Here is a 25,286-nt window from a genome sequence, read left to right as displayed (position 1 = left end):
ACCCGGTGAACGGGGCTATCCAAGACGGCTCCGACGCCGTGATCACACCAGCCACGCAAAGATCATCCCAGGACCAATAGGGTGCGTCTCATCGGGCCAACGAACTGGAGACGCATGATGCAGCAGGACGAAGCCCTGCAACTCGCCGTGGCGTTCCTCGCCCGCAGCCAGCGGGCGGACGAGCCACCCCTTGCCGTCGACGCAGAGCGAGTCCGCGAGAGTGGCCGGCTGCTGATCGTGCCCTACAACTCCGTGCAGTACCTGGCGTCGCGGAACGACAGGCAGATGTTGTTGGACTGCTGGCCCATCCTCGTCGACCTTGATCGCGGAGACGTACGGTTCGGGACCCTCGACGAGCGGCATCTCTGGAAGAAGCTGACTGCCTGACACGGCTGCGGCTGTCCGTGACCAGCAGTTACGGGACAAGCCTTAGGCGTGCCCGCCCCGCTTCCCACCACCGCGAGTGAAAACCTGACATGAGACCACTGACCATCACCGCCAGAGACGCCGCCACCGGTCCCGTACTGGAGATCACCGGCGACCTCGACCACGAAACCGCGCCCGAACTACGACAGGCCGTGCACAAGCTCACCCTCACCACTGGGCAGCTCTTGGTCCTGGATCTGGCCGCCCTGGAGTTCTGTGACTCAAGCGGCATCAGCGCTCTGCTCACGGCCCGCAATCTGGCCAACGAACACGGAGCAGGCATCGCCCTGGCATCCGTTCCCGCAAATACCGCCCGCATCCTGCGCATCGTCGGCCTGGACCGGGTCTTCACCATCCATCAGGACGTCTTGGCGGCCACCACCCACAGCTCCGCCGCCCACTGATCAGCCCCTGGAGAGCGACACCCGCACGTCCCGGGGTGGTTGTTGCGCACCGATCCTGCAGGTAGCGGCACCTCGTAACCGCGCTCTAGCTGCACTGCCTACTGCCCTGTGAGGCTGGGGACGCGGCTGACGGGTGGTTTGCCTGCGAGCGCGGTGTGTCCGCGGTGGTGATTGTAGGTGTGCGGCCAGGCGGGGTAGGCGTCGCGTCGTTCCTTTTCTGATGCCGCCTACGGTCCGCACCCGTTCCACGCAGCCGCACGCGAAGCCGCCTCAGCCATCGACGGAATCACCCACCGGTGGCACAGGAAGCCGTCCACGGGCGCGTGGAGGGCCTGCCCCTACTCGGAGCTACCGACTGCGCAGCGCGCGGCCTGCGGGGCGCCTGGGGGCCTTTGCGGGTGGGCGGCTCAACGCGCCTGGCCACCCCCGCCGTCCCGGGCAAAGGCCTCTAAGAAGTCATCTCATTTGGCGAGTCTGCGGTAGCAGATGAGGGTGCAGGCGATGCTGGTGAAGGCGAGGAAGTGGTCGGCTTTGCGTTCGTAGCGACGGTGGAGGCGGCGGCAGCCGGCGAGCCAGGCCATGGTGCGTTCCACGGTCCAGCGGTGGCGGCCCAGCCGTTGCGAGGACTCGACCCGCTTGCGGGCGATGCGGTGGGTGATGCCGCGCTCACGTAACCATCGCCGCAGGTGAGCGTAGTCGTAGCCCTTGTCGGCGTGGAGTTTGCCGGGCTTGCGCCGTCGCCGGCCGCGGCGTGAGCGGATCGGGGGGATGCCCTTCACGAGCGGGATCAGGGCCTGGCTGTCGTGCACGTTGGCCCCGGAAATGCCGACGGATATGGGCAGACCGGACCGTTCCGTGATCAGGTGGATCTTCGAGCCGTACTTGCCCCTGTCGACAGGATTCGGACCTGTCAGGTCCCCTTTTTCAGGGCCCGCATGTTCACCGAGTCGATCGCGCAACGCGACCAGTCCAGCTCGCCGCGGGCACCGAGTTCGTCGAGGACCAGACGGTGCAGCTTGGCCCACACCCTGGCCTTCGACCACTCCGCGAACCGCCGGTGGGCGGTCGCTCCGGACGGGCCGAACGACGCCGAAGGCAGCTGCAACCAGGTGCAACCCGACGTAGCCACGAAGACGATCGCGGCCAGCACTTCCCGGTCACCGTGCCGACGCCGACCACCGCCCTGCGGCCGCGACGGCGCCTCCGGCACCACCCGCTGGAACAACTCCCACAACTCGTCCGGCACAAGACGCTCAACGATCCCCACCATGACTCACAGAATAGCGAGTCAACCAAATGAGATGACCTCTAAGACCGGCGACGCCGATCGCCAGGGCCCATCCGCCGGCACCCCGTGTGGCCCGGTAACCGTCGAGTTGGCGGGCGCCCGCCGGCAGCCCCAAGCCTGCCAGGAGAGTTCCCGTGACCACCCCGGCGATGACGAGCGGGACCGAGATACCGGAAACGTGGGTGCCGGATGGTGCGTTGAGGAAGATCGCGCGCAGCGCGTCGAACCACAGGGAGACGAGGAGGCCGAGAACGAAGGCGCCCGCGGTACCGAGGACGAGCCAGATCACACCCATACGCAGGGCCACCGGATTGCCCACCCGGCCATCGCGCAGCCGACGCCGACGTATTGACGGGTCCTCGGTCTCCATGAAGCCTCCAGTGGTGAGGTGTGGTGTAGGTAGGCGCGGCCGCCGGGCGAACATGGTACTGAACTGATCGGGTGATTCGGGGCGTGCGGCCGGCTTACCGCAGCGGAGGCCGGCAAGGGCCCGGCCCACAGTCCTCCGTTCCTTGGAACAGCCCCCGATCCACAGCAAAAAAACGAGAGCGTGATGACCCGCAGGACGGTCTCCCGAACCCGTCCCCAGGGCGTGATCGCGAACGGAGAACTTCCAGGCGATCGCACCGACGCCACCACCGCCCCGGTTCACGAGCTGGTGCGCCTGCTCCCGACCCGGCCGCGGGCTTGAGGCATTTGTGGGCTGGGAGGCCAAGGTGCCTTGCCGTCTCGGGCACGTTCACCACCGCTGCCCGCCCGGCCAGCGCGCGGATGCGGTTCGGGCCGCGCCGGAGGGCGGGGGGTCGGTGATGTTATGGGCGGTGGATGACCCCACAAAACCCATCCGTCTTCAGCAGTACGGAGCCCACGGACCCGTCTGGTGACGGTTCGGACACCCCGCCTTCGAGACCCTAACGAGCTCGTGCACGGTTAGCGGTGCGACGTCGGTGGCGTCGGTGGGGCCTCGGTGCTCACGTCTGCCGAGCCGGGATCCGGTCTGCAGTCTGTTGCTGGGACAGTAGGCCGGCGATGGCTTGGACGGTGTCGTCCATGTGCTCGCGGTGGCCAAGGTGACGGGCCAATGCCCGCCAGTTCTTCAGGTGGGCGATGCCGTGCTCGACCCGGATGCGGCGTGAGGAGTGGGCCTTGCGCTGGCGCTCGTGCATCTCCTCGTACCAGTCCGGGGCGTTCTTCTTGAACTTGCGGTGCGGCGGCGTCACGACGCGGCCACCTGTCTGTGCTCCGAGTCCCTGGTAGCCGGCATCGGCGAGGATCTCGACCGCTGGCCCGTCGGCCAGGAGCTTGACCAGCCCTAACTCGCGGGCGTGGGTGATGTCCCCGCAGCTTCCGGGTCTGGTCGGGCTGCAGAACAGCAGCCGCCCGTCCCCGTCGGTGAAGACCATGGCCTTCACGGCGTTCTGCTTGTTCTTGCCGGAGATAAACCTGTCCCGGTCCTTGCGGCCGACGGCCGGGCGGCGGACCCGGATCTCGGTGCCGTCGATGATGCTGGTCTTGCCGGCCTGGCCGAGATGCTCCACGACCTCGGCCAGAGTTCCTAGCCGCACGTCGGGGCTGACGGTGCACCCTCGCTCCGCGAGCAGGGGCCGCACCTCACCGACAGCCCGGGTAACTGTCGAGCGGTCCACACCGAACCAGCAGGCCAGCACATCATGAGTAACCCCATGGCGAAGGTGCACCAGCGCGGCCAGAAGCCGGTCGACAAATACCATCTGGTGTTTCGCACCAGCGCCCACCGCACGCTTCCGCGGCCTGAACGCAAGCCTGGACTGGTGCCGCTCATGCCACAACGGGCCCACCTCGGCAACGAGTTCACCGAACACAGCGGCCGACAAGCCCGTGCTCCTCCGGTCGCTGATGATCGCTATGCGCGTCACGTTCCCCACCACGCAGCCATGATCGCCGATCCGAGCTCGACGTCCCACCGCTAACCGTGCACGAGCTCGTTAGTCGTAGCCCTTGTCGGCATGGAGTTTGCCGGGCTTGCGCCGCCGCCGGCCGCAGCGTGAGCGGATCGGCGGGATGCCCTTCACGAGCGGGATCAGGGCCTGGCTGTCGTGCACGTTCGCCCCGGAAATGCCGACGGATATGGGCAGACCCGACCGTTCCGTGATCAGGTGGATCTTCGAGCCGTACTTCCCCGATCGAGAGGATTCGGACCTGTCAGGTCCCCTTTTTCAGGGCCCGCATGTTCACCGAGTCGATCGCGCAACGCGACCAGTCCAGCTCGCCGCGGGCACCGAGTTCGTCGGGGACCAGGCGGTGGAGCTTGGCCCACACCCTGGCCTTCGACCACTCCGAGAACCGCCGGTGAGCGGTCGCTCCGGACGGCCCGAACGACGCCGAAGGCAGCTGCAGCCAGGTACAACCCGACGTGGCCACGAAGACGATCGCGGCCAGCACTTCCCGGTCACCGTGCCGACGTCGACCACCACCCTGCGGCCGCAACGGCGCCTCCGGCACCACCCGCTGGAACAACTGTCACAACTCGTCCGGCACAAGACGCTCAACAATCCCCACCATGACTCACAGAATACCGAGTCAACCAAATGAGATGATTTCTAAGACCGTCGAAGGCTTGGGCAGTGAAGCCCACCAGCGCTACCAGGACGGCATGGAGGACCAGATTGGCGCACTCGGACTGGTCCTCAACGCCCTGGTGCTCTTCAACACGAGGTACATGGACGCCGCCGTCACTCAGCTGCGCGAGGACGGGTTCGACGTCCGCGACGAGGACGTGGCTCGCCTCTCCCCGTTCGTCCGCCATCACATCAACATGCTCGGCCGGTATTCCTTCCAACTCCCCGACCTGCCTGGGGGTCTGCGTCCGCTGCGCGATCCGGACGCCGCCGACGAGGAATGACACTCGGTGACGGGTCGTCAGCAGCGAAGGACGCTGCCGACCCATCTCACCGGGCTCAAAGCTGGAGGCGAATCAAGAACTTAAGTGAGGTTTGAGTACCTCAGAGGTGCAGGTCAACCCTGCAAGGTTTCGCCTGGGGAGAGATTGCTCCGAGGTGGCTGCAAGCGTTGTCAGAGTGAGTTGGCAAGATCGCGGCTATGAGCAGCACTCCGACCACTCCACCGCGGCCGTTCGACGTCACCGCGCTCTTCCCTCAACTGGGCCCGCTGGCACGTACGGCGACCCGGTTGCACCCCCGCCCCGGGTCTCCGTCACCGCAGGACAGTTCCATCGGCGGACCGCTGCTATGGCCCGCCGACGAGCCGTGGCCGCACTGCGACGGACCTCATGTGAGGGACACAATGCGCCCGGCCCTGTCCCCGGCGGACGTGCGGCAGGAACGGCAGATCCGTGCCGCCTCGCGCGACAGGAGCTTGACCGCGCAGGAACGAGAGACCCTTCAGCGGATCCGTCCCCCTCGGCAGTATCCACTGGAGTCGGCGCTCGCCCCGTATGAGGGTTCCATAGCGATGCTGCCCGTCGCCCAGTTGTACCGACGGGACGTGCCCGATCTGCGCACACCTGAAGGAGCTGACCTGCTCCAAGTCCTGTGGTGCCCCTTCGACCACCAGGCCATGCCCAGGACCGCGCTGTTCTGGCGGTCGGCAGCCACGGTCACCGACATCGTCACCACGCCCCCCGAACCGCCCGTGATGCGGTCCGACGGCTACCTGCCCGAGCCGTGCCTGCTCAACCCGGAGCAGGTCACCGAATATCCCGACCACATGGAATTGAGCAAGGAACTCCGGGAGCAGCTCGGGGCCTGGAGCGAATGGCAGGCAGCCGTCACGGATGTGGACGACTACGCGTCGTCCCCCGAGTTGTTCTACGACCGTGAGTTGGCCGGCGCACCCGGCTGGAAGGTCGGCGGTTGGCCTCGCTGGGGCGCCACAGACCCCACCCCCCGGCTCTGCCCTGCCTGCGGCAGCGACATGGATGCCCTACTGACCATCGCCACGTTCGAGGGCGACAGCGTCAGCAGCTGGCTCCCGAACGAAGTTTGCGAAGACCGAGAACACACCAGTCCGTCCTCCAGCCACGCTGGGCCGGAGGGTCAGGCCGTGATCGACTTCTTCCACGCCCAAGGCATTGAGGTGCACGACCGCGGTCGCGTCCCTCGCGATGCCCGCGTCGCGCCCCTCGGCACCAACCCTGCTCCAAGGCAACCGACCGCCGTCCAGATCGGCAGCGGCTACGACCAGCAGCTCTACGTCTGTCCGGCATCGCCAGAGCACCCCCACTCCGAGCTGATGCACTAGGCCGTTTCCTCCGGATCACCTTGCTGACCAGACGAAGATGCCTGCCAGGTGGAGGGCCGCGAGGTAGATGGTGGCGGTCTTGTCATAGCGGGTGGCCAGGCCCCGCCATTGTTTGATCTTGTTGATGCACCGCTCGACCGTGTTCCGCTGTTTGTACGCTTCGCGCGCGAACGTCGGAGGGCGCCCACCGCGGCTGCCAAGCCGCTTGCGATTCGCTGCCTGGTCGACGGGCTGAGGGATCACCGCCCGGATCCCGCGATGTCGCAGGTAGGTGCGGATCGCGCGAGACGAATACGCTTTGTCTGCGAGGACCACGGTGGGCGTCGTTCGGGGTCTGCCGACCGGCCGAGGGACCCGGATCCCCATCATCACGTCCGGGAATGCCGGGGCGTCACCAGCCTGGCCGGGGTAATTACAAAGGCCAGCGGGCGGCATCGGCTGTCGGCCGCCAGGTGGATCTTCGTTGTCAGCCCACCACGAGACCGCCCCAGTGCATGATGATCGGGTTCCTCGACCGGGGCCCCTTTTTACGGGCCCCGGCCGCGTGCTGGTGAGCACGAACGACCGTGGAGTCCACCGCGACGGCCCAGTCCAGATCGCCCTCGGCATCAGCCTGGGAGAGGAGGTTCGTGAAGACCCTTTTCCAGGTGCCGTCAGATGCCCATTTCCGCAGCCTATTGTGGACGCCCTTCCACGAACCGAAGTGCTCAGGCAGGTCCATCCAGGGAATCCCGGTGCGGTACTTGAACGCGATCGCGTCGATCACCTGCCGGTGGTCCCGCCACCTCCCGCCCCGCCTCGGCGTCCGATCCGGCAGCAACGGCTCGATCCGCGCCCAATGCGCGTCACTCAACGACATGCCCCAACGAACGACTCGCATCTGCGGAGGCAACGGCCGTCCGACGTACCGGTCAGATAGGCCGCAGTACCTGATCAGGCTCTGCGGAAGCAGCCCCGGCGAACTCTGCGAAGTCCTCGTTGCCGAGCGCCAGGCCCACCTGGACGCCGTGCACTGCGGCAGGCAGGGCTCGAAACTCTCGAGGCTCGGGCGACTCGATGAGTTCCTGGTAATAGACGGGGTCAAGGCCACTCACCTCTTCCCAGTTGGTCGACAGAGCCAGCAACGCCCGCGCCGGCGACTGCATGGTGCCGAGGTCAGCAAGGAAGACAACAACCAGGTCCTCATCCACCGCGGCGGCAAGAACCTCGTCGGCCGTTGCTCCTGACCAAGCAGGCGCATCGACCAGCTGCACTGCTGCGGCAAACTCACCGTCTGGCCCCCACGGCCGGTGCAACTCCCCAACCACCTCGTTCCACACCTCGTCGTCGCTGAAGTCGGTCCTGATGACGAGAACGTCGAACAAGTCGCGTCCGATCTCAGGCAGCACTCGCTCAGGGTTCTCCGGCAGCATCATGCCCAGGACTCTCCCACCCCGCACCGACAACCAACTCCTACGGGAGTGATCCAGAAGAAACGGCCTAGACCGAAGCGCACTGCCAGTCAGCGCCCGGCGCAGCTTGCGGCGGCTCCTGGAGAAAGAGGCGCTCGGCCCATACGTACGGCTCGCGGAGTCCGGGGTGCTGCGGCACCGCCGGATCGAGGGCGCGCTCCCGCCTACGTCGGAGGCGACCAACCAGATCCGCCGCAAGTGCATCGATCTGCTGCGCGAGGCACTCGGCCTGCCCCCGCTGGGCCTGAGCGGCGGGGAGATCCCGCCCGCACCGGAGGCGGCCGCCCTCTCCGCCCTGCCCGCCAGCTCGACCAGTACCTCTCAGGTGCCATGTCCCCCGCACAAACCCGGCTCACCGCTCTGCTCGCGCTGGAGTTGGACACCGCGGCGCGCAGCGGGGAACTGGCCGAGCTGCGCACCACGGACTTTGAAGAGGGCAACACCACGGTGTACGTCGAGCGGCGACCGCAGGGGGGCGGCACGGTCGAGGGGGAGTGGGTCGAGACCTCTGCGCTGACAAGGGCCGCGCTGGAGCGCTGGCTGGATGTACGGGGCGACCTGGTGCTGCGGGCCCATGGCACGTCGAAGCTGTGGGTGTCGCTCTGGATGAATCATGATGGCGTCCTTGACGACGACGGTCGCACAGTGATCCGCCCGCCCGGGATGCCGCTGGAGGAGAACGGGTTGATCACTTCGTACCGAGTCGGCCGGCTGCGGTACGACGGACTGCGCCAACTGCTGCCGCTCAAGCTGGAGGCCCTGCGGCGCACGGTGGAGGCTGAGCGTCGGCGGGCTGCCGCGTAATTCAGGCTCCCCCGCGACATCTGCGGGCGTTTGGCGCTAAAAAATTAAGCAGAGGTGCAAGCCACCATCGCGCTCGCCGATGACCCCGACGGCAACCCAGCAGGCCGCCTGATGTGACCGCACGATCAGCCACGATCGCGGAAGGCCGGACTTGTGCCTGCCCGTCGGTCAGGCAGCCGCAGGAGCGCCGAGGAGAGGCTGACGTTCGCAACCCAGGCCCCCGGCGACCTGCAGGACAGGGGCAACAGGTAACGCACATTGCACGGTCAGTCCTGCGGGGCTCGTCGACTCGGCCCGACGCACGGCGGGAACCGGTGGACGAGCGCAGGGGATGTGCCGATCGCGTCCCTGGCGGCGAGCAGGAAAGCGTCGGCTCGCAGGCCGCAGTCGGTGTTCGCCACAGGGAGGGCAAACAGCGCCGGCTCACCCGCCGGGACGGCTTCGCGGTGTCGCGGACCGCCGGTTCGGTACGGGAGAAGGTACGGGGTCATGTGCCTGCCTTCTCCCTTACCTTGATGTCACCGCGTGACGTGACAAGCCGTGCGCTGCCTTCGGCGAGCTGGTATCCGAGTCCGACGACGGCCACTTCGCCTGCTTCGACCTGTTCCGACAGCGTGCGTGAGCGCTCGAGCATCAGGTCGACCGTGTGGCGGATGTGCTCGTCCACGTCGCTCTGGGAGTCCAGTCCGGCCGCACGGGCTGCGAGGATGCTCGGCGTGACGCGTTCGACGACATCGCGGACGAAGCCGCGGACGGAGAGGCCGTCCTCCACGGCTGCGCGGGCGGCCGCGACGGCGCCGCACGAGTCGTGGCCGAGGACGACGACCAGACGGGCGCCGAGCACACTGGTGGCGTACTCCACGCTTCCCAGCACCTCCGCGCCCAGAACGTGCCCGGCCGTACGGACGACGAAGAGGTCCCCGAGCCCTTGATCGAAAATGATCTCGGCGGCCAGCCGCGAATCGGAGCACCCCAGCACGACGGCAAAAGGGTCCTGCCCAGGAGGAGCAAGCTCCGCACGCCGGGCGGCATCCTGGTTGGGATGCCCCGGCACCCCCGACACGAAGCGCTCGTTGCCGGACAGGAGGGACTCGAAGGCCATAGCAGGCGACGTTCTCGGCATAGCGGAAGCATAAAGATCCAACCCCCCGTCAGCACGCTAGGGACGTTGTGGCCAGCGCGGTGTGGCGTTTCATCAGGTCAACCCTGCACGCGATCGGGTGACGGGACATCAGCCCTTCGCCCGGCAGGATGAGACTGCTACACCACGTCCCGTGATGATCTCCCTGCTGCGGCGCGGCCTGCCCGCGCTCGCCCTCGCCGTCCTGCCCCTGCTCGCCACAACCGGCCCAGCCGGCGCCGTGATGGCGCCCACGCCGGTGGACGAGCTGTCCTTCACCTCCTACGCCCCGACCCAGTCTCCCTCCGGCGCGCGCGGTGCCTCGATCGCGTTGCCGCTGTTCGATGCGATCGACGGTTCCCCGTCGCCAAGGAGCACCGTGAGGGCTACCAGCGCACCCTGTACAAGCACTGGAACCGCGGACAGAACGCCACCGACGGCTGCGACACCCTGCCGGGAAGTCATCCTCGCGGAGGCAATGGACGCACCCGTCGTCGCAGCCGGCTGCAAACTGACCGGCGGGTCGTGGCGCAGCGCGTACGACAACCTGGTGGTGACGGACGCGGTCAGGCTCGATGTGGACCACTTCGTTCCGCTGGCCGAGGTGTTCGACTCCGAGCAGACGCCGTGGAGTGCCCAGCGGCGGGGCCTACCACTGCACCTACGCCGCGACCTGGGTCGCGACGAAGCTGCGCTGGGACCTCGCCGTCGACAAGAACGAGCGCCAGGCCCTGCTCGGGGTCGCGGAGGACTGCGGCGACAGCACCGGCACCCACACACCCGCACCGTAGGTCCCCGCTTGTTCGCCCTCCCGCCGGCCGAAGACGTTCATACGGTGGCGCCCGTCCCCGAATGTCTCCCGGGGACGGGCGTCGCCGTCGGTCAGGCCCTCGGCGCGTAGTGGCCCTGAGCATGAGGCATCCGGCGCAATTCGTGTGCTCGCTCAGCCCGGCAGTCCGGTCTGCGGTCGGCAGACCTGGCACGGCTCGATGTCCGGATCGGCCAGGGCAACCGTGGCGTCCTCGCGGGAGATCAGCCCTATCTGGTCCGGGTAGGTGGCACAGCCTCCACGATGGAGCAGCGCTGCTGAGGAGGAGCGCTGGGGCTGGATCTTGAAGGACATCTCCGCTCGTGCCCGCTCCCGACGTTCCTGCTCCTGTGCTTCCTGGATCTCCAGTTCCCGGACGCGGCGCTCGGTCAGCCCGACCTGCCAGCGCAGCCATTCCAGGAGCGCCCGGTTCTTCTCCAGGTCGCTGATGTCGCCGGGTCGTGGCGTGCCGTCAGGCATGGCTATGCCGCGGGGCCGGCCGTGTCGTGGACGTGCTTGAGGGCGGTACGGGCTTCCACCCGGTCCGGACCCGAAAGTGTCGTCCAGTAGGGGTGTGTGATCACCTGCGTGGTCAGGTCCAGGATGCGCGCACGGTACGCGGCAAGGCGCTCGGCCTGCTCGGGCGTGTAGCCGGGGCTGTCGGGCTTCTCCGGCTCGTGGTCGCTGTGGAGCTGCTTATCAGCCTTCCACCCCGGCATCGGCTCAGCCGACCACGACAGAATCTGAGCGAACAGATCATGCTCTTTCTGCACCTCAACGAGAGCTGCCTGGAGGTCGAGGAGGTCCTGGGGGAAGGTGTAGACGGGCACGCTCCAATGCTACGTTTGTTCGAATTTCGGGTGCCACCGGACTGCCTCACCACCCGGCGGGCGACAGTTGCCGGATGACATCCGATGCCTCCCACCGCTCAAACCCTGCGCGAGCGGCCGTGATCACCCCACCGGGGAATTCGACGCGATCTCGATCGTGCCGCTGGAAGCGGAGATCGATATGGCGCTCACCCAGCACGACAGCATCGGACGCCAGCGGCATCACCTTCGGGGACTCCATGTTCATCAGGCTGATCCCGACCACCCACCACCGCACTGACCTGCGCATCACCTCCCCTCCCCCGCCATCACCAGGATGTCGCCCTTGCTCCCGACACTGGCGAACACGTCTTGGGTGCACCCCCGAAGGCGGAGGCGATGTCGGCAACGGCCGCCCGTAGTCGCGGTCGGCGAACAGCGACGTCGCTTTGCGACGGATGAGCTCACGGGTGCGGGCTGCGCCCTGCCCACGCAGCGGGCACATATAAGGGCGCTTGGGCGACATAATTCGATGCTGATACCATGAATTCATTAGGTAAGGTGTTACCTGAACGTGCTGCGCGGGCCGGCGGCATCTGGGCCGCGCTGTGCCCAGTCGAAGCCGCAGCGCCGATCGCCGACGAAGGGCTTGGCCATAGTGGGAAAGGATGCTTCGGAGCTGGGTCGCGGCCTCGTCCGCATCCTTGAGACGGGTGACCGGGCCCTGGCGGCGGATGTGGTGCACGCGGACTTCCGCAACCGCGAGGCCGCCGTATCGCCAAGGGCCTGCTCGATCCCCGGGCCGGCCGGCGTGCTGGCATCGGGGGGTCTGGATGCGCACCGCCTTCAGCGAGCTGCGTTTCCCTATCACCGGGATTGCCACGAAGACGATCGGGTCTGGGTACGGCTTCGCATGCAGGGCAAACACTCGGGACCCTTCGTCCGGTTCCGTGACGGCGCACTCGACCGGGCCGTGGCGCCCACCGGGCGCGAGATCGACTTCGAGCAGATGCACGTACTCGGGCTCCGCGACGGAAAGGTGATCTCGCATGAAGCGGTCCGCGACGACGTCACGATGCTCGGGCAACTCGGCGTGTTTCCAGCAGAGCCGACCGGCATGTTCCGCATGGTCGGGTGGCGGCTGACCGGGCAGGCCAAGCGCGCCGCGGAGCGCGTGACTGCGCAAGCCGCCGAGGCCGCCGCCCAGGTGTAGACGTTCCCGTCACATCGTCCGGGCGGTCCGGGCCGACCTGTCGAGGACGGAACAGCGTCCCGTAGCACAGCGCCGTACTCACAGAGGTTCCAAGCGTGTACCCGCAGCCACGACGGCACGCGAGGCAACCTCTTCCCAACCACACCCCACCACGAGAAGTTCACCCCTACACCGAAAGCAGAGAGATGCACGCCAACAAGAACGATGAAGCCATCACCGTCGAAACCCCGGGCTACGTGGGCAAGTGGTCGGAGTTGGGCGACATGCACTTCGCCTTCGAGACCTGCACCGCCGGATACAGCATGGACGACCTCCTCACGGCGTTCCCCGACCGCGCCTGCCCCGTCGAGCACTGGGGCTATCTGTTCCGCGGAGAGGTCCGCGTCGCATACACGGACGGAACCGAGGAGTTCCTCACCACGGGAGACGCCTTCCACATCAAGCCGGGCCACCGGCCCTACATGACCGCCGAGACCGAGCTGCTCCAGCTCACCCGCGTCGCCGACCACCAGCACCTGGTGAAGACCTTCAGCGAGGCCGGGCTGCTCGGCTGACAGTGATGATGTTCGTGGTGACGCTGCGGGCGGGGTCTGGCCCCCTCGGCTGACTGACATCCCGACTGTCCTGTTGGGGACATATCGGCCCGCCGGGCATCACCACGTGCGCGGCCGGACGGGCGCCGTGACCTCGAAGGGGACTGCAAGACGAACGGTGTAACTCCCGATCAAGGAAGATGCATCGATGACCAGCGATAACGTGACCGCGGCCGGTCCGTCAAGGTCGCTGAGCCGCAGCCGGCGAAGGGGGTGGACGACCAGCTCATCGACGAGTTGGTCGGCCGCGCCCAGGCCGAGGGCTTGCAGCCGACGGGCGAGGGCGAGCTGCAGCAGCAGCTGACCAAGCGGCTCCTGGAGTCCACCTTGGAAGGCCGGCCGACCGCCGCAGCCCCAACTCGACGGCCCTCCGCCCGGAGGGCGGAGGGCCGTCACAGCGCCACGAGCGTCCGCGGCAGATCGTTCCGCTGCGTCACGAGTCAATGCGTCGAAGCGGCTCGGAGGGTGAGGCCAGTGGGCCCATAGGTGCTGCAGAACTCGCAATCACAGCTGGTCAGGGACTTCGCCTGGCAATGGGGGGTCGGCCAGTAACGGGATACGCAGGGGCCTGGGTCGAGCGGCGTCTCGTCGCAGGGCAATGTTCTGTCACACCAGGTGCAGCGAACGGCTGCGGGCACGCCAGACTCCTGCAGCCGACGGGCTGCGACGACAGCCGTGTCGAGCGGGGCCTTCTCCAAAACCGCCGCAGGAGTGCTGCCCAGAAGAAGCTTGCTCCGCCAGAGGCTCAGTCCGGTCACCGCTCCGACTGCCTGCAGAGCTCTCTGTCCCCCGGTCCCGGGCTCGGTCACCAGCACGGTGAACTCCGACACCTCCATGGACGCATCAGGCAGGCTGTCAGTAGCGGCGCGAGAACCTCGTCCGGCAGCGGCGGAGTCTTCACCACGATCTCGGGTCTGGTCGGGGCGCCGGTGACGCGGCCCGGAGAACACGCAGGTCAGGACAACCGCCCTGCGGATTGCGGGACGTGCTCCGAATCCGAATCCAGGGCCGTCAGCCTGATCGATTCAGGAAACGTGGCTCACCATGTATGCGGTGCCTACCTTGTCTTCCGCGGGTGAGTCCGCCTGGATCGCGAGGCTCGGCTCGGCCGTAGTGAAGTCGAACCCGTTCGTCATCGGCTGCGTGCAGTCCACGCGCTCAGCTGTCCTGGCGGCGCCTGAGGAGACCGTGAAGGTGACCGAGCCCTCCCCTGCGCACGCCACCTCCACCCGCAGGGCCGTGCCGGACTCGATGGTCTCGTCCAGGTTTTGCCCGGGCACTGCGAGGGTTCCCGCCGAGACCAAACCCTTATCGCCCGACTCCAGGCGCTCTGCCATGTTGAGCAAGGAGCGGGCCTCCTCGTTCAGCTGCTCCCTGCTGGACCAGGAGGGCGGCTGCGCCATGGGAGCCGCGGTGGAGCTCGCCGCCTTCTCGGGCTGCGAAGCCTTGGACGCCGGAGGCGAGTCAGAACAGGCGGATGCCGTGCCGGTAATCAGTGCGACGGCAGTCAGAGCACTGCCAGTGCGGCGGGTGAAGCGGTACAAGAGGTCCCCCGAAGTGCACTCAGTAGCCAAGCAGGTGTGATCATCCCGTGTGGACACCCGCGTCACCTCGGCCATCGTGGCATCGGCACCAGATTGGTACACAGCTGCGGCGCGCTTCTCGAGCAAGAGGCTGTCCCATGCTGGCCGCAGCCATCCCGCAGGCCACGGCGATGTGGGGCGAGACTGTCGTGACGATGCAGGTACTCGAGTGCGACGACAGCCCATTGGTGCGGTGAGAGCTTGCAGCGGCGGTCACCCTCCTGGGTGACCGCCGCTGCTCCCTCAACGGTACGGGAGCCTCGTGCGTCGCGGCCCCGTCCCCGCTTACAGCCCCGTCATCCGATCGGTGGCCACATTGAAAAGGCTCAGTGCGTGACAGCTGTGGTGGGGATTGCGTGTGGCTGTAGATTCCGCGGGGCGCGCGGCCGCGCCAAGATTCGTCCAAGGTTTCTTCAAACCGACCCATGCAAGGTGGCACGTGACGGGCCGGACACATCCGGAACCCGACGAACGAGCCTCCGTCACTTGGGAGTCACTATGCGTCTTCGTCACACCATCGCGGGCAGCGTCCTCGCGGCAGCAGCCGTCCTCGGAGCGGTCCCGGCCGCCCAAGCAGCGCCGGCCCGCGAGTCCGGGGCGGCAGCCGCCAGCTGCCGCAAGTCTTGGTCCGACAGCAACACCTACGCGGCGCAGTGCTCTGGCGCCCCGAGTACGAAGTTCTACGCCTGGGCCGAGTGCAACAACGGCGAGATCGTCTTCGGGACGAGCAAGTACGCCAACGGGTCGCAGTCGTACGCCTACTGCGCGGGCAAGGGCGGATTCACCGGCTATGGCGGTTGGGTGGTGTGATCTGGGCGCCCGGCCGGCATCGACCGCGTTTGGCCGGGTTGCCATCAGTCGGTCACTGCGGCTGACTTGTCATCCATGCGGCCGGCCTCCTCAGCGCGGTGCTGTACGCGGAAGAGGTCGGCCGCCTGGCGCCACTGGTCCCGGGCATGGCCGGGCTGGCGGAGCACCATGTGGACGTCGCCGAGGTTGGCAAGGGTGTTCGCTTCCTCGTAGAAGTTGCCGAGGTCGTGAAAGAGGACCCGGGCATGCTCGTAGTGGGCAAGAGCTTCTTCGTGCCGGCCTGCGGCGTGCGCGATGAAGCCGAGACTGTCCAGAGTGCACGCCTCGCCGTCACGGAAGCCGTGACGGCGGTGGATCTCCAGTCCCTCCTCGCAATGGGTGAGGGCCCTGCCGTAGTCGCCCAGACGGGCCTCGTACCAGCCGACAGCGTTAAGTGCGTTCGCCTGCGCCAACGGGTCACCGCTCTGGCGCTGGAGCCGCAAAGTGTGCTGGACATGGCCCAGGGCCTTTTGGTCATCGCCCTGCCTGGCCCACGACCAGGCGATGACATCGTGAATACGCGCCTGCTCGGCGGTGTCCGCAGCCTCCTCCGCCGCGGCCAGGGCCAGATCCGCGTGGTGAACCGCGCGATCGTGGCGACCAGCGCGAGCGGAAGCGTGGGCCAGTCGGCGGTGAGCCCAAGCACGGGCAGTGCCCTCCCCCAGACGCTCGGCTGCAGCGAGTCCCGTGTGCCACAGAGCCAGGTGGTCGTGGAGCCGCCCCTGCCGCCACAAGAAGCCGTCCACGACCCGAGCCATCTGCCAGGCCAGGCGATCCCACCCGCGGAGGCTGGCCGCCCGCTGCGCCGCGACCAGACCGGCGTGCTCGATGCGGAACCAGGACATGACGGCCATTTGATCGGCTGGAGGTTCAACCGTGACGCCGTCCAGCGCCGGTTCAAGTTTCAGGACGTGGTGCTCGAACGGACTGAGGATCAGGTCGCAGGCGTACCCGGTGTGCAGGTAGAAGTCCATCAGACGCCGCAGCGCACGTTCGCACGACTCCTGTGTCTGTTCCTCCACGGCCATCTCAGCGGCGTACAGACGGATCAGATCGTGCACGCCGTACCGGCCGGGTGTCGGCTGCTGCACCAGATGGACCGTCTCCAGTTCCCGCAGCGTCACCCCGACCACAGACAGTGGCTGGCCCAGCAACGCGGCGACGGCCGCCAAGCCGATGTCTGGGGCTGGCCCTGCAGCACCCAGAAGCCGGAAGGCCTTCGCGGCGCGCTCGGTCAGGCTCCGGTACGACACGTGGCACACCGCGCGGACGTTACTCGATAGATCGCCCGCGTCCAGGGCATCCAGCCGCGCAGATTGGTCCTGGAGTTCCTCGGCTAACGCGGCGAGCGCCGGACCGTTACCGGCGGCGGCGCGGGCTCCTGCGACGCTGACCGCCAGCGGCAGACCCGCACAGTGATCCAGTACCGCAGTGACGGCCGCAGGATCGGCGGCGGCCATGCGCCCTTCTCCCAGGTGACGGCCGAGCAGCTCCCTCGACTCACCAGGCGTGAGCACGTCCAGGGGCAGAAGGTGCGCACCGTGGGTAACAGCGAGCCCGGTCAGCCGACGGCGACTAGTAACCAGCACCATACAACCGGCTCCGCCCGGCACCAGGGCCTTAACCTGGTCAACATCTCTCGCATTATCGAGGACGACCAGCATGCGGCGGTCCGCGACAAGGGTGCGATACAGCCCGCCCAAGGACTGCTGGTCCGCCGGAATCGAGCCGGACTCGACACCAAGCGCGTCCAGGAACCCCCGTACCACGCTGGCAGGCGCCAAAGGTTCTCCAGAGGGGGTGAATCCATGGAGGTCCACATAGAGCTGACCGTCAGGAAACCGGTCCATGGCCTGGCGGGCCCAGTGCACCGCCAACGAGGTCTTACCCACGCCGCCGCTGCCGCTGATGGCACACACCACCGCAGGCCCACCGGACCGACCCACCTCTCCCAGCACCTTGTCCAGCTCAGCCATTTCAGCGCCGCGCCCGACGAACAGCCCCGAGGAAGGCAGCTGGCGCGGCACGATGCGGTCGCGTGACGAGCCGACGCCAGAGACGAGAACATCATCGGCTGCCGGAGACGAGGCTAAAGCGTCGGCCGGAGTGGCGATCGCCGGGTCATTCGTGAGGACCTGCTGGTGCCTGCGCATCAACTCGGGACTCGGGTTGGTGCCCAGCTCGTCGGCAAGGGCGCAGCGAATGCGGTCGAAGCAACGCAAGGCGTCCGCAGGCCGGCCACTCCGATAGAGCGCGAGCATGTACTGGGCAGCCAGGCGCTCGTCCAGAGCGTGACCGTCGAAACAGGAGGCCAGCTCGGACAGCAGAGCCGCATGCTCACCGTGGCGCAGCAGCACGTCGTTCCGGTCCAGCAGACAGGCGTGCCGCTCCTCCAGCAACGATTCCCGTATGGAGTTGCACCATGGCGTGTCCAGCGTGGCGAAGGGTTCGCCACGCCACAACTGCAATGCCTGCTCAAACTGGGCTGTCGAACGCTCGTCCTCACCGGCCCTCGCCTGGCGTACCAGGGCGCGGAATCGGTGGAGGTCTACCCGGTCCGGATCAGTGAGTATCACGTATCCGCCTGGACGCCGTTCGATGCCGGCGCCGGAAGCCGATGCCTCCGCCACGGCGCCGAGAGCCTGCCGCAGCCGGGACAGATAGCTGTACAACGTCGACTTGGCCGCCGATGGCGGCTGGACGCCCCACACCCGGCTGACGAGGCTGTGCACAGGCACCGCACTATTGACGTCCACCAACAGCGCTGCCAGCACCCAGCGCTGGCGAGCCGGCCCGAGATCCACGACCGTCGCGCCCACGCGCGCCTGGACCTCCCCCAGCATGCCGAACTCGATCGTCACAACATCCCCGCTTCCTCCTAATCGCCTACTCACAAGCCTTATCTCTCCCGGACGTCCGGCCAATCCACAATCAGGCCAGGACGGGGCTACAACCCCTTCAGAACCCAGGGCTCCCCGCCGAGGGCTTGCCTTCCCTGGCGTCGCGGGGACCATCCCCGCGGGCGCGGTGAGCTGCGGCAGGTCGTCGGCGACCTTCTCAAGGTCTACATCATCGATAGACGCGGTCCGAGACCGGTGGATCGCACCACTCGGGTCAGCAACATAGAGGATGCCTCCCCCATTCGAAGCGATCACGATCCCGTGAGGGTCGTCCGCTTCCGGGACGCAGGCCGGGCCTTCCTCCGCGAGCCGGCGCAGGACGTCGTCGCCTGAGTGGATGCAGGAGCCGTTTCCCACGTCCGGCAAGACGACCTCCTCAAGCGCCTCGTAAAACGTCAGCAGCTGCCCACGAGCACACCGTCGCGAGGCTGGCCACCGCCCTGCTGGCCGGCGCTCTGACCGCCGATGCCGTCGCATTGGAGGCTCGCAAGGCCGCCCAGGCGGACACCTGGCCGCTGCCGTCGGTGACCCCTACGACCAACTGCTACGTCGCCGCACCAGCGGCGGCGGTCACCATGAGGGAGAAGCCCAGTGCCCCTGCCCCGCCAACGAGGCTTGACTGAGCAGGCCGCCAACGCCGCGATCGACAGCGCCTGCCGCCTGCCGCTGCGGCTTCCGTCGATCCGTGACGAGTTCAACGAGATCGCCGGTCGGGCGATCAGGCTGGCACGTTGTCGAACTGTGCGGGCCGTTTGCTGTGGCACCGGTCATAGGACACCAACCCAGACGTCGGGGCCCAGGGTGCCTTTCACATCCGAGGCCACGGATGTCGGGTCGACCTCGTAGCCGAGTGCGTACACCGTTGTCTTTTCCAGGCCGCGCACCTGGAGGCGTACGGGGCTGGTGCCCCGGTGCGCGCCGAGGATCCGCTGGAGTTCCTTGACGTTGTGCTCATTGACCTGGTGGGACCGTAGTTGGAGTTGTACCGGTGGGCGGCCGCCGTTCTCTGCGGACGATACGTCCAGTACCTGGAGTTCCTGCCCGAAGATGCTGATCGTTCCGTCCCGGTCGTTCAGTCGGCCGGTCACGGACACGATGCTGTCGGGGATGAGGGCGGGCTGCACCAGCGTGTAGGAGGCGGGGAAGAACAGCACTTCCATCTCGCCGTCGCGGTCGGCGAGGTTGATGATGGCCCAGGCGTTGCCTTGTTTGGTCATCTTCAATGTGACGCCCGTGATCAGTCCTGCGAGCTGCACCATTCCTTCGCTGCGGCCGGATCCGAGGAGCTCGCTGATCGTGGTGTCCCGGTTGCGGGAGAGGATGTGTTCCGTGCCGTCCAGCGGGTGCGCGGAGACATACATGCCGAGCATCGCTCTTTCGGTGGCGAGGAGTTGCTTTCTTGGCCATTCGGAATCGTCGATGGGGAAGGCGAGGCCGAGTGCGGTCGCGTCCGGGTCTTGGGCTGCGAGGTCTCCGAACAGGTCGTCCTGTCCGATGGCTGCCTGCTTCTTCACCGGGATGACGGAGTCGATGGCGTCTTCGTGGACCGCCGAGAGGCCTTTGCGGGAGTGCTGGAGGGAGTCGAAGGCCCCGGCTTTGATCAGTGACTCGACGGCCCTTTTGTTGAGCGCACTGATCTCAGCCTTGTCGAGGAAGTCGGAGAAGGAGGCGTATTTTCCCTTGGTCTTGCGGGTGCTAACGAGGGACTCGATGACGTTGTCGCCGACGTTGCGGATCGAGCGGAGGCCGAAGCGGACGTCGTCGCCGATGGCGGTGAAGTTCGCCACGGACTCATTGATGTCCGGTTGGAGTACCTGTACGCCGAGCTTGCGGGCGTCGGCCAGGTAGATGCCGGCCTTGTCCTTGTCGTCGCCCACGGAGGTGAGGAGGGCGGCCATGTACTCGGCCGGGTAGTTGGCTTTGAGGTACGCGGTCCAGTAGGAGACGAGCCCGTATCCGGCGGTGTGGGATTTGTTGAACGCGTACCCGGAGAAGGGGAGCATGACGTCCCACAGGGCCTTGATGGCTTCTTCGGAGTAGCCGTTGGCCCTCATGCCGGCGTGGAATTTTTCCCATTCGGCGGCCAGGACCTCGGGCTTCTTCTTGCCCATGGCGCGTCGCAGTAGGTCGGCGCCTCCCAGGGTGTACCCGGCGAGCTGCCGGGCGATCGCCATGATCTGCTCCTGGTAGACCAGGAGGTGGAAGGTGTTGCCGAGGATGGGTTTCAGGGCGCCTTCCAGCTCGGGGTGGATCGGGGCGATCTCCTGCCGGCCTGTCTTGCGGTGTGCGTAGTTCATGAGCGCGTTGGCCGCCATGGGCCCGGGCCGGTACAGGGCGAGTGCTGCGGCGATGTCTTCGAATCGGGAGGGCTCCATGGCCTTGAGGAGCGTGCGCATGCCGCCGCCGTCGAGCTGGAACACGCCGAAGGTATCGCCGCGGGCCAGGAGCTGGAAGGTGACGGAGTCGTCCAGGGGAATTGCCTCGTCGCCGTCTTGGGGGACGGTGTCCGTGGTGATGCGGACGCCGCGGTTCTCGCGGATGTTCTGGATGGCGTGGTCGATGACTCCCAGGTTCCGCAGTCCCAGGAAGTCCATCTTGACCAGGCCCATGTCCTCGCAGGACGGGTAGTCGAAGCCGGTGATCTTGACGCCGTCCTTGGCCCGCATGTGCAGCGGGATGCGGTCGGTCAGCCTGGTCTTGGAAAGGATCACCGCGGCAGCGTGGACACCGGTGTTACGGATCAGGCCCTCGACGCCCATCGCTCCGTCGATGACCTTACGCACGTCCGGTTCGTTGTCGTACAGGGCCCGGATCTCTCCGGCCTCTCCGTAGCGGGGGTGGTCCTTGTCGAAAATGCCGGGCAGGGGGATGGACTTGCCCATCACGTCGGCCGGCAGGGCCTTGGTGATCCGCTCGCCGTGGGAGTACGGGTACCCGAGGAGACGCGAGGTGTCCTTGATCGCGTTTTTGGCCTTGAGCTTTCCGAAGGTGTTCACCATGGCGGTGAACTCGTCGCCGTACTTCTCGACGACGTAGCGCACCATGCGGTCGCGGTGGCGGTCGTCGAAGTCGAGGTCGACGTCCGGCGGGTTGATGCGCTCAGGGTTCAGGAACCGCTCGAAGAGCAGGCCGTGCTCGAGCGGGCACAGTTCAGTGATGCGGGTCGCGTATGCCACGATCGATCCGGTCGCCGAGCCACGGCCCGGCCCGACGGGAATCCTCTGGTTCCGGGCATACTGACAGATGTCGGCGACGACGAGGAAGTACGAGGAGAAGCCCATCGGGCCGATGACCGTCATCTCGGTCTCGAAGCGCTCCATGACCGGATCCGCGATCGGCGAGCCGTAGCGCATCTCCAGGCCCTTGATGCACTCCCGGCGCAGCCACGACTCCTGCGTCTCCCCCACCGGGACATCCGGGTACTGCGGCATTTCGTCCTCAGGAGCGAACACCTGCTCGTAGGATTCGATGCGCTCGGCGATCAGGAGGGTGTTGTCACATGCTTCAGGGAGCTCCGAGAAGAGTTCCCGCATCCCGGCGGCCGTTTTGAGGTAGTAGCCGGTGCCGTTGAACCGGAAGCGCCCAGGATCGTTCTTGTCTTTGCCGACGCCGATGCACAGCAGGTTGTCGTGCGCGTCCGCGTGCTCCTCGAGGACGTAGTGAGCATCGTTTGTGGCGAGCAGCGGAATGCTCAGGTCCTTTGCCAGCCGCAGCAGGTCCCCGCGGACATTGCGCTCCAGATCCAGGCCATGATCCATCAGTTCGAGGTAGTAGTTTTCCTTGCCCAGGATGTCCTGGTAGGCGGCCGCTACCTCTCGGGCTTCGTCGTACTGGTTCAGCCTCAGCCGGGTCTGGATGACACCCAACCGAGGGGCATCCGGTCGTGCCGATGATCCCCTCGGAGTGCTCAGAGATCAGCTCCATGTCCATACGGGGCTTGCCGGCTGGGAACTGTCCCGTGTAGCTGGCCTCGGTCGAGAGGTAGAACAGGTTCCGCAGGCCCTGCACGTTCTGCGCCCACATTGTCATGTGGGTAAAACGGCCCCCGCCCGAGACGTCCTTGGATCCCCCTTCTGCGTCAGGGCCCGCACACCCCACTCCCAGCGGTCGCAGAACGTCTCGAACTCCGAGGCCAGCCCGCCATGCCCCAACTCCAGCCCCGACAGGGCCAGATCCGAGAACCCCCGGCCCGTCGACGCCTGGCCGATCATGCCGAGGTGTTGCGGTCCTGCTGGAAGTGGCGCAGCCACCAGCCTCGGCACGACGGAGGGGGTGCGCGGGCAGACGCCGAGGTGTTGTTGAACACGGCGGGGCGGCAGCTTCTGGCAGGCCTGTGCGGCGTGGAGGAGGGTGTGCTGGGGCGGGCGTTGCCGTCCTGGGGGCGGGAGGATGCCAGGCTGCCGGCCGGGGATGCCGGGGAGCCGGTGGCGGCGTGGCGGATCGGTGGTGCGGTTGCCGGGCCGGTGGCGTTCGGCTGTCGTCTGTGCACGGCCCGGCGTACGGGAGCGGCTGGGCGGGCGGTGCTGTACGCCCCGCGGTGGGCCCGTGTGTCTGTCCGGCACGGGCGGTGGCTCCTTGATGCGGATGCCGACCAGCCTCACGAGCATCTGGACGTGCGGCGTCTGCCGGAGGTGGTCGCGGCGCAGCGGCGGTGGGTGGGGGTGGCGCGGCGGGCGGTGCGGACGGGGGCCGAGCCGGAGAGGGTGTTCGCGTTGGCGCAGGCGGTGGTGGCCCGGTGGTGGGAGCAGGCCCTGCACTGGGAGCGGGAGAGGATCTGGCCGCGGCGGCTGCATCGGGTCGCGGGCGGTGATGCCGGGGGTGATCTGGAGTGGTGGCGGATCGTGGGGCGGGACGCGAGGGTGTTCTTGCCGACCTCGATGGTCAGCTTCTTCGCGATGTCGCGGACGGGGACACCTTTGAGGGGACTACGGACAGCCCAGGCCGTCCGGGTGTCAGTGCGCGTGCCTAGGGTGCCGGGCATGATCACGTTCACCGTCGAAGAGTCCTGGGACCGCATCGAGAGCTGGCTCGCGCGGCACGCCCCCCTCACCCACGGGCTGCTGCGGCCGCCGGCCCGACCAGCTGCCATAGAGGCGGCCGAACTTCGGCTGGGGGTGGCCTTCCCGCCCGACCTGAGGGAGTCGCTGCTGCGGCACGACGGTGTGGAGCTCCAGGACGGAACGCTCACGCTCGACTACTACGGACCACCATCCTCAGTCGAGGCGATCGTCTGGAGCGCCGAATTCCTGCGTGAGGTCGGGGAGGACGCTGCCGAGGAGGACGACCTCGACGAGGAGGAGCGCGACGAGCACGCCTACTGGCCGCACGAACGGCTGCTGATCACCCTGGGCGTCGGCTGGCAGTCCTCCGACGGACTCTTCCTGGCCACCCGCCCCGGCCCCAACCACGGGCGGGTCGGCCGGTACTTCGACGAGACGGGCTCGTCCTTCACCCCGTGGTCGGGACTGCAACACGTCCTCTCCGACCTCGCCACGGCCCTGGAGAACGGCCTGTCCTTCGACGGGCGGATACCCCTGGCCCACGAGGGCCGGCTGATCTGGGACGGGGACGGGACGGTCGTCACCGACCCGGCCTCCGCCCTGAGCCTGGCCGCCGCGTCCCCCGAGCCGCAGGTCCCCGCAGCCGAGCCGGCCCCGCCCGCCCCGCAGCCCGACGGGGTATACGGCGTCTTCACCCTCGGGAGCGGCGGATTCTTCGGACCCGAACCCGCACCGCCCGTGCAGCCGGACGTCGTGTTCGTGGCGGGCATCGACCCCGGGGAGCTCCTGGACCGGCTGGGCTCCGTGCCCGCGACCGCCAGGCCGCGCAGCCGGGAACAGGCACAGCTGTCCGCCGGCGCGCCCTGGGCCGCGCACCGCCCGATGGTCCGGGCCGGGTCCTGCGGCGATGGGTGGTCGTACGCCACGCAGGAGGGCGGTGACGCCCAGTTCGGCCGTCTCGAGGTGCTGGGACGGCTGTCCAGCGGAACCCGGGTGGTGCGGCTGACGAAGCAGGGACCCGAGGTGCGCGTGAGCGTCGTGGAGGACGGCACGGAGCGGACTGAGGCAGGCCACCGGGTCGAATCGCCGCGCGAGGACTACGTGACCGGCCCCGACGGGCAGCCCGCGCTCGGACGCGGCGGACAGCAGTGGCAGCGGATCGGCGTTGATCCCTGGCCCGGCTCGACGGCCGCCTACGCGCGGCTGCTGGCAGGCCTGACGGCGGAGCACGGCATCAGCTGGGACCCGGCGGACGACGCAGCGGCGCCGCTGGCAAGCGCGCTGCTGCTGCCGGTCCTCGACGAGGTGCCGGAGGCGCGGCACCCGGTCACCGTCGTACGCGACTTCGACCTCGGCGCCCTCGCGGAGCGGACCCCGCCGGAGCGGTTGCGCTCCGCGGTGGCCGCGCAGCTCGCCCGGCTGGCGTCGGAGACCGGCATCGACGGCTACCCGGAGATCGCCCGGGCGCTGGAGCAGACCGGCAGGGGCGCGCTGGTGGACCTCCCGGCCGACGAGGCCCTCGATCTGCGGATGCGGACCATCCGGGCGGAGACCCGGGCCGTCCGCGGACTGCTCGACTCGGCCCGCCACCAGCAGGACCCGGCGCCCGTCACCGAAACCGACCTCGCGGCGTGGCACGGACGGGACGCGGCGGCCGGGGCCCTGCGCCGGTTCCTGCTGCTCCCCCCGCCCGCGGCGGCGGAGACGATCCTGAGCCTGCGCATGTCCGTGCACTGGCGCGACGAGCTGGCGGCGGACCTGGCCGATTAGTGCTCTGACCGGGAAGGTCGCCGGGGTTG

General features: G+C 67.7%; 20 protein-coding genes and 6 pseudogenes. 12 read left to right on the top strand and 14 right to left on the bottom strand.

Annotated features, from left to right (window positions below; all coding sequences use genetic code 11):
- Nucleotides 1–114: 114 nt before the first annotated feature.
- Both OHT61_RS32075 and OHT61_RS32070 read left to right on the top strand, forming a co-directional pair.
- Nucleotides 115–387: a YrhB domain-containing protein gene (locus OHT61_RS32075; protein WP_329043016.1), complete on the top strand. Its 273-nt coding sequence runs from the start codon at nucleotides 115–117 to the stop codon at nucleotides 385–387.
- Nucleotides 388–476: 89 nt separating this feature from the next.
- Complete coding sequence (locus OHT61_RS32070) at nucleotides 477–830, top strand: STAS domain-containing protein (protein WP_329043015.1); 354 nt, start codon at nucleotides 477–479, stop codon at nucleotides 828–830.
- A gap of 461 nt (nucleotides 831–1,291) precedes the next feature.
- On the opposite strand, the gene OHT61_RS32060 is transcribed toward OHT61_RS32070, so the two are convergent.
- The 4 genes and pseudogenes from OHT61_RS32060 to OHT61_RS32045 all read right to left on the bottom strand — a co-directional run.
- A protein-coding gene (locus tag OHT61_RS32060) for an IS5 family transposase (RefSeq protein ID WP_443049594.1) occupies nucleotides 1,292–2,100 on the bottom strand; the annotation gives its coding sequence in 2 pieces (ribosomal slippage) (nucleotides 1,292–1,752 and nucleotides 1,752–2,100; 810 coding nt in all).
- Nucleotides 2,084–2,488 carry a hypothetical protein gene (locus OHT61_RS32055; RefSeq protein WP_329043013.1) on the bottom strand — a complete coding sequence of 135 codons (405 nt, stop codon included), beginning with the start codon at nucleotides 2,486–2,488 and terminating at the stop codon, nucleotides 2,084–2,086. The genes OHT61_RS32060 and OHT61_RS32055 overlap by 17 nt, the downstream gene beginning before the upstream one ends.
- Nucleotides 2,489–3,089: 601 nt before the next feature.
- Nucleotides 3,090–4,025: a transposase family protein gene (locus OHT61_RS32050; protein ID WP_329043012.1), complete on the bottom strand. Its 936-nt coding sequence runs from the start codon at nucleotides 4,023–4,025 to the stop codon at nucleotides 3,090–3,092.
- Nucleotides 4,026–4,085: 60 nt separating this feature from the next.
- Nucleotides 4,086–4,614: pseudogene (locus OHT61_RS32045) on the bottom strand (IS5 family transposase); the annotation flags it as partial.
- 97 nt (nucleotides 4,615–4,711) lie between these two features.
- Here OHT61_RS32045 and OHT61_RS32040 point away from each other — a divergent pair.
- Nucleotides 4,712–4,999 (top strand): annotated as a pseudogene (locus tag OHT61_RS32040) (Tn3 family transposase); the annotation flags it as partial.
- 602 nt (nucleotides 5,000–5,601) lie between these two features.
- The gene (locus OHT61_RS32035) at nucleotides 5,602–6,357 is read left to right on the top strand and encodes a hypothetical protein (protein ID WP_329043011.1); all 756 of its coding nucleotides are present in this window, start codon (nucleotides 5,602–5,604) and stop codon (nucleotides 6,355–6,357) included.
- A gap of 15 nt (nucleotides 6,358–6,372) precedes the next feature.
- On the opposite strand, the pseudogene OHT61_RS32030 reads toward OHT61_RS32035, so the two are convergent.
- Nucleotides 6,373–7,237 (bottom strand): annotated as a pseudogene (locus tag OHT61_RS32030) (IS5 family transposase).
- A gap of 31 nt (nucleotides 7,238–7,268) precedes the next feature.
- Complete coding sequence (locus OHT61_RS32025) at nucleotides 7,269–7,772, bottom strand: DUF6924 domain-containing protein (protein ID WP_329043009.1); 504 nt, start codon at nucleotides 7,770–7,772, stop codon at nucleotides 7,269–7,271.
- A gap of 366 nt (nucleotides 7,773–8,138) precedes the next feature.
- Between OHT61_RS32025 and OHT61_RS32020 the strand changes: the two genes are divergently transcribed.
- Entirely contained in the window at nucleotides 8,139–8,612 is a 474-nt protein-coding gene (locus OHT61_RS32020; RefSeq protein WP_329043008.1) for a hypothetical protein, read from the top strand.
- Between the two features lie 487 nt (nucleotides 8,613–9,099).
- On the opposite strand, the gene OHT61_RS32015 is transcribed toward OHT61_RS32020, so the two are convergent.
- Complete coding sequence (locus tag OHT61_RS32015) at nucleotides 9,100–9,735, bottom strand: carbonic anhydrase (RefSeq protein WP_329043007.1); 636 nt, start codon at nucleotides 9,733–9,735, stop codon at nucleotides 9,100–9,102.
- 629 nt (nucleotides 9,736–10,364) lie between these two features.
- Here OHT61_RS32015 and OHT61_RS32010 point away from each other — a divergent pair.
- Nucleotides 10,365–10,523, top strand: coding sequence for a hypothetical protein (locus OHT61_RS32010; protein ID WP_329043006.1), 159 nt, complete (start codon nucleotides 10,365–10,367; stop codon nucleotides 10,521–10,523).
- Nucleotides 10,524–10,675: 152 nt separating this feature from the next.
- Here OHT61_RS32010 and OHT61_RS32005 read toward each other — a convergent pair whose 3' ends face one another.
- From OHT61_RS32005 to OHT61_RS31995, 3 genes are read right to left on the bottom strand one after another with little or no spacing between them, the layout of a single operon-like run.
- Nucleotides 10,676–11,020 carry a DUF6233 domain-containing protein gene (locus OHT61_RS32005; protein WP_329043005.1) on the bottom strand — a complete coding sequence of 115 codons (345 nt, stop codon included), beginning with the start codon at nucleotides 11,018–11,020 and terminating at the stop codon, nucleotides 10,676–10,678.
- A 2-nt stretch (nucleotides 11,021–11,022) separates the two neighbouring features.
- On the bottom strand, nucleotides 11,023–11,370 hold the full coding sequence (locus OHT61_RS32000; protein ID WP_329043003.1) for a hypothetical protein: 348 nt from the start codon (nucleotides 11,368–11,370) through the stop codon (nucleotides 11,023–11,025).
- 46 nt (nucleotides 11,371–11,416) lie between these two features.
- Nucleotides 11,417–11,611 (bottom strand): hypothetical protein, encoded by a 195-nt coding sequence (locus OHT61_RS31995; RefSeq protein WP_329043001.1) that lies wholly within the window; start codon nucleotides 11,609–11,611, stop codon nucleotides 11,417–11,419.
- A gap of 396 nt (nucleotides 11,612–12,007) precedes the next feature.
- Here OHT61_RS31995 and OHT61_RS31990 point away from each other — a divergent pair, with 396 nt between their 5' ends.
- From OHT61_RS31990 to OHT61_RS31980, 3 genes and pseudogenes are all read left to right on the top strand, one after another.
- Complete coding sequence (locus OHT61_RS31990) at nucleotides 12,008–12,562, top strand: ester cyclase (protein WP_329043000.1); 555 nt, start codon at nucleotides 12,008–12,010, stop codon at nucleotides 12,560–12,562.
- Between the two features lie 185 nt (nucleotides 12,563–12,747).
- Complete coding sequence (locus OHT61_RS31985) at nucleotides 12,748–13,116, top strand: hypothetical protein (RefSeq protein ID WP_329042999.1); 369 nt, start codon at nucleotides 12,748–12,750, stop codon at nucleotides 13,114–13,116.
- Nucleotides 13,117–13,303: 187 nt separating this feature from the next.
- Nucleotides 13,304–13,500: pseudogene (locus OHT61_RS31980) on the top strand (IS256 family transposase); the annotation flags it as partial.
- Between the two features lie 680 nt (nucleotides 13,501–14,180).
- On the opposite strand, the gene OHT61_RS31975 reads toward OHT61_RS31980, so the two are convergent.
- Nucleotides 14,181–14,558, bottom strand: a complete 378-nt coding sequence (locus OHT61_RS31975) for a hypothetical protein (protein ID WP_329042998.1) — start codon at nucleotides 14,556–14,558, stop codon at nucleotides 14,181–14,183.
- A gap of 678 nt (nucleotides 14,559–15,236) precedes the next feature.
- Between OHT61_RS31975 and OHT61_RS31965 the strand changes: the two genes are divergently transcribed.
- Nucleotides 15,237–15,548: a hypothetical protein gene (locus OHT61_RS31965; RefSeq protein ID WP_329042996.1), complete on the top strand. Its 312-nt coding sequence runs from the start codon at nucleotides 15,237–15,239 to the stop codon at nucleotides 15,546–15,548.
- A gap of 44 nt (nucleotides 15,549–15,592) precedes the next feature.
- Here OHT61_RS31965 and OHT61_RS31960 read toward each other — a convergent pair whose 3' ends face one another.
- The gene (locus tag OHT61_RS31960; RefSeq protein WP_329042995.1) at nucleotides 15,593–18,448 is read right to left on the bottom strand and encodes an AfsR/SARP family transcriptional regulator; all 2,856 of its coding nucleotides are present in this window, start codon (nucleotides 18,446–18,448) and stop codon (nucleotides 15,593–15,595) included.
- Nucleotides 18,449–19,078: 630 nt separating this feature from the next.
- Here OHT61_RS31960 and OHT61_RS31955 point away from each other — a divergent pair.
- Nucleotides 19,079–19,210, top strand: a pseudogene (locus tag OHT61_RS31955) (IS21-like element helper ATPase IstB); the annotation flags it as partial.
- 44 nt (nucleotides 19,211–19,254) lie between these two features.
- Here OHT61_RS31955 and dnaE read toward each other — a convergent pair.
- Together dnaE and OHT61_RS31945 are read right to left on the bottom strand one after the other, a co-directional pair.
- A pseudogene (gene dnaE, locus OHT61_RS31950) lies at nucleotides 19,255–22,567 on the bottom strand (DNA polymerase III subunit alpha); the annotation flags it as partial.
- 517 nt (nucleotides 22,568–23,084) lie between these two features.
- Nucleotides 23,085–23,468 (bottom strand): hypothetical protein, encoded by a 384-nt coding sequence (locus OHT61_RS31945; RefSeq protein ID WP_329042994.1) that lies wholly within the window; start codon nucleotides 23,466–23,468, stop codon nucleotides 23,085–23,087.
- Here OHT61_RS31945 and OHT61_RS31940 point away from each other — a divergent pair.
- Entirely contained in the window at nucleotides 23,467–25,257 is a 1,791-nt protein-coding gene (locus OHT61_RS31940) for an SMI1/KNR4 family protein (RefSeq protein ID WP_329042993.1), read from the top strand. The two genes, OHT61_RS31945 and OHT61_RS31940, sit on opposite strands and share 2 nt — an antisense overlap.
- Nucleotides 25,258–25,286 lie beyond the last annotated feature (29 nt).

Origin of the sequence: Streptomyces sp. NBC_00178 (genome assembly GCF_036206005.1) — a bacterium.
GTDB lineage: Bacteria > Actinomycetota > Actinomycetes > Streptomycetales > Streptomycetaceae > Streptomyces.
Note: the sequence above shows the minus strand (reverse complement) of the source record. Positions and strands in the feature narration are given on the sequence as shown.